The organism is Mesorhizobium sp. M7A.F.Ca.MR.245.00.0.0 (assembly GCF_003997415.1).
GTDB lineage: Bacteria > Pseudomonadota > Alphaproteobacteria > Rhizobiales > Rhizobiaceae > Mesorhizobium.
The window spans coordinates 78,985-83,230 of record NZ_RZTE01000002.1 but is presented as its reverse complement, the minus strand read 5'-3'; the positions used below and the strand labels follow the sequence as shown (position 1 = coordinate 83,230).

At 63.7% G+C, this 4,246-nt stretch carries 4 protein-coding genes; all 4 read left to right on the top strand.

The features are described 5' to 3' along the window. Window positions 1-209: 209 nt before the first annotated feature. Complete coding sequence (locus EOB80_RS03435; protein ID WP_127321825.1) at window positions 210-1,274, top strand: flagellin; 1,065 nt, start codon at window positions 210-212, stop codon at window positions 1,272-1,274. A gap of 132 nt (window positions 1,275-1,406) precedes the next feature. Beyond that, complete coding sequence (gene fliF / locus EOB80_RS03430; RefSeq protein WP_023810010.1) at window positions 1,407-3,053, top strand: flagellar basal-body MS-ring/collar protein FliF; 1,647 nt, start codon at window positions 1,407-1,409, stop codon at window positions 3,051-3,053. 3 nt (window positions 3,054-3,056) lie between these two features. Next, complete coding sequence (locus EOB80_RS03425; RefSeq protein ID WP_127326672.1) at window positions 3,057-3,683, top strand: hypothetical protein; 627 nt, start codon at window positions 3,057-3,059, stop codon at window positions 3,681-3,683. Continuing rightward, window positions 3,680-4,246, top strand: a 567-nt coding sequence (locus tag EOB80_RS35020; RefSeq protein WP_281057913.1) for a flagellar motor protein MotB, incomplete at its 3' end; no start/stop codon positions are given. The genes EOB80_RS03425 and EOB80_RS35020, both read left to right, overlap by 4 nt.

Genomic DNA, 4,246 nt, shown 5'->3' with positions numbered 1-4,246 from the left:
CCGATTTCGTTTGCTCGGACCGCGCGCAACGCTCTGTCGTTAACTCTCGAAAGGCCGCGTTTAACAGGCTGTTAACCATGTCCCGCTAATTATGGTTAACCAATAGCTTACAACGGTTGGCGAATCGGCCCTACTGGCACGATACCACGGTTGAAGCAGGCCTATCCGGCATGTCTGAGCATGCCGGCCTTTGAGAAGGAGCGACTTTCTTGGCGAGTATCATGACCAACGCCGCGGCGTTAACCGCGCTTCAAAGCCTCAGCGCCACCAACAAGTCACTCGAGCAGACACAGGCCCGCATATCGACGGGCTACCGTGTCTCGCAAGCTTCGGACAACGCGGCCTACTGGTCGATCGCCACCACGATGCGCTCCGACAACCAGGCCCTGTCGACGGTGCAGGATGCACTCGGCCTCGGCGCCTCGAAAGTCGACACCGCCTACACCGGCATGAACAATGTGCTGACAACGATCGGCCAGATCAAGACCAAGCTGCTTTCGACCGTCGGCCAGACGGACGCAGCCAAGGCAAAGACGCAGACCGAGATCAAAGCGCTTCAGGCGCAGATGAAGTCGTTCGCCGATGCGGCCACCTTTTCAGGCTCGAACTTCCTGGCGGTGACCTCAAAGCAGGTTGCGGCCGCCAATGACGGCGTCCAGCCCGATTCCCAGATCGTGTCCTCATTCAATCGTTCCTCATCCGGCGCCATCTCGATCGGGACGATCGATATCGATGTCGAGAGCACCAAGCTTTTCGATTATGGCCTGGCCACGGACGTGAAGAATTACGGCACGCTCGATCGCCAGACGTCCGTTTATTCCACGGGGGCGGCCCAGACCCTGTATGACAACGCCTATGCGACTGTGATCGCGGGCGGAGGAACGGACATCGCCGCGAACACCGCCGGCCAGACGGCGGCTGGAGCGGTCGCCAAGGTGGACAATATCTCCGCCTACAACCTCGATATCACGGCACCAGGCATTACCGACGACATCATCACGCAGATGGTGAACAGGATCGATAACGTCATGGCCCAGCTGACTGACTCCGCCACCATCCTCGGTTCGGCCAAGAGCAGCATCGACCTGCAGAAGACGTTCACCCAGAGTTTGATGGACTCCATCGACCGCGGCGTCGGCCAGCTTGTCGATGCCGACATGAACAAGGAATCGACCCGGCTCCAGGCACTGCAGGTTCAGCAGCAGCTCGGCGTCCAGGCGCTGTCGATCGCCAACAGCGCCTCGCAGTCGATCCTGTCTCTGTTCAAGAGCTGATCACGGGCGCCACCGGCGCCGTCCTTTCCAACAGATAATCGGGCCGCGCCGCCAGCGCGGCCCGATTTCATTTTCGCACAAGCTTCGAAGACTAGAGTTCCGGCGGACAATCATGCTGGGAGTCGTTGAACCGTGCCGGAACAGATCCAGAGCATCATCTCGAATCTCCGCGGGTTTGGCGTGAAGCGCCTCGCCATGCTGGCGGGCATCGCCGTTCTGGTGATGGGCGTCATCGGCATCGCCTCGGTCTATCTCAACCGCCCCGCCTATGACACACTCTATGTGGGACTAGACCGCGCCGACGTGAACCAGATCGGCCTGGTGCTGGGCGAAGCCGGCATCGGCTTCGATGTCGGCGCCGATGGAACCTCGGTTCTGGTGCCGGCCGGCACCACCGCTCAGGCCCGCATGCTGCTTGCCGAAAAGGGTCTGCCGACCAGCGCCAATGCCGGCTACGAATTGTTCGACAATGTCGGCTCGCTCGGCCTTACCTCCTTCATGCAGCAGATCACCCGCGTGCGCGCGCTGGAAGGCGAGATCGCCCGCACCATCCAGTCCATATCGGGCATCAAGGCTGCGCGGGTCCACATCGTCATGTCCGAACGGGCCAATTTCCGCCGCGACGAGCAGCAGCCCTCGGCCTCCGTGGTCATCCGCTACGCCGGCATCGACGCCGAGAAGAGCGCCATGTCGATCCGCCATCTCGTCGCCGCCGCCGTTCCCGGCCTGTCGGCAGACAAGGTGACTGTTCTCGATTCCAGCGGCAATCTGCTGGCCGCCGGCGACGATCCTTCCAACACCAGCGCCGCCCGCACGCTCGGCGTCGAGCAGACCGTGGAGGCGCAGATCGGAGACAACATCCGCCGTGCGCTGACGGCCTATCTCGGCCCCGACAATTTCCGCGCCAGCGTCAAGGCCGAGGTCAACACCGACACCCGCCAGACGGAAGAGACCATCTTCGATCCGAATTCCCGCGTCGAACGCTCGGTGCAGTCGGTGCGGGCCAACGAGAACAACAACCAGAAGCAGGCTTCCACTCCGGCCAGCGTCGAGCAGAACCTGCCCGAGACCCAGGCAACCGCCACCGATGGTCCGCAATCCTCCTCGCAGAACGACCGCAGGGAAGAGATCACCAACTACGAGATCAATTCCAAGAAGATCGCCACGGTCTCAAACGGCTACACCGTCACCAAGATGTCGATTGCCGTGGTCGTCAATCAGCAACGGCTGACGGCCATCCTCGGCAAGGACGCCACGCCGGAGCAGATCGCCAAGCGCGTTGCCGAGATCCAGAAGATGGTCACGTCCGCTACCGGCCTTGACGAAAAGCGCGGCGACATCATCGACGTCTCGGCGGTCGAGTTCATCGACGGCCTGGATGGCGAGGCGATCCCGCAGGCGGGAATGCTCGATTCGATCGGCCAGCATGCCGGCACGATGATCAATGCCGGTGCCTTCATCGTCGTGGTGTTCCTGGTCGCCTTCTTCGGCCTGAGGCCGATGGCCGCGGCGCTGACGGCAAAGGCTACTCCGGCCCTGGCAGGTCCCAGCTTCGACGACGTCCAGCGCTCGCTGCCGACGCCGGAGGCAATGGCGGCCACCGACAGTGCCGCGATTGGGACCTTGCCAGGCACACGCCCAGGCCCCACGCCGCTCGACGATCTTCGCCAGAAGATCCGGCCGGCGCCGCAGGACAGGCTTGCCAGGATGGTCGATCTCAACGAGGAGCGCACCGCGCAGATCCTGCGCAAATGGGCCGCCCAGGAAGTGGCGGTGTAAACCATGCCCTCCGTAGCCCTCTTCGACCTTCTGCCTGATTTCGGGACGCGCGCGCAACGTGCCGGCCAGTCCCGGGCAGCAATCGATCCCGAACACAAGCCCGAGACGCCGGCGCCGCAGGCCGATATCGGCACGCTGATCGCCGAGGCGGTCGCCCAGGCGGAGGCAGCGCTGCAGGTCCGCCTGTCGGCTGCACATGACGCCGCGCTCGAAGCCGAACGCCAGGCCAATGCCGAGGAAGCAAGGATATTTCTCGAAAGCCTCGGCGACGATGTCGGCAAGGCGGTCTCGTTGCGCATCGATGCCATGGAGGCGCGCGTCACCGGACTTGTCGCCGCCACGGTCGCCCGCATCATCGGCGGCATCGTCAGCGACGATCTGCAGAAACGTTCGATCGAGGCATTGGCCGGCGCCATCCGCGAAGCGGTCGGCGATGCCGAAGCGGTGCGCATCGTCGTGCGCGGCCCGCTCTCGATGTTCGAAACACTGAAGGCGTCGCTCGGACCCCGCGCCGCCAATCTCGATTTTGTCGAGGCGCCAGGTTTCGACCTGACCGTCGCCATCGACGAAGCAGTGTTCGAGACGCGCATGGCCGAATGGTCGACGGTCCTCTCGGAGGTCCTGGCATGAGCGTCGCAGACGCCGACCACGGCCGCCACGAGATCATCATCGTGCGGCGCAGCCATGACGACCATGACGAGGCCCACCATGGCGGCGTCTGGAAGATCGCCTTCGCCGACTTCATGACGGCCATGATGTGCTTCTTCCTGGTCATGTGGCTGATCAACGCCGCCAACGAGCAGACCAAGGCAGCCGTCGCCAGCTACTTCAACCCGGTCAAGCTGGTCGACCGCAATTCGAGCCGCAAGGGCTTGGAGGATCTCGGCGACGGTCCGCGCGCCATGGGGCTGACGGCCGACGATCCGCAAGAGGCGACCAGCAAAGCCGGACAGAACGGCAATGCCGGCGCGGGCGCGTCGGACCACAAGCAGGACAAGCAGGAGCCGCAGCAGGCGGAACGCTCCGACGATCATCTCTTCGCCGACCCCTACGCGGTGCTTTCGGAAATCGCCGCGGATACCGGCGTCATGCAGAATGTCAGCCAGAAAGGCGACGGCGGCGTGCAGGCTGCCGGCCCGGCTACCGGCGCCTCCGGTGGCGCCTCCTACCGCGATCCCTTCGAGCCGGATTCC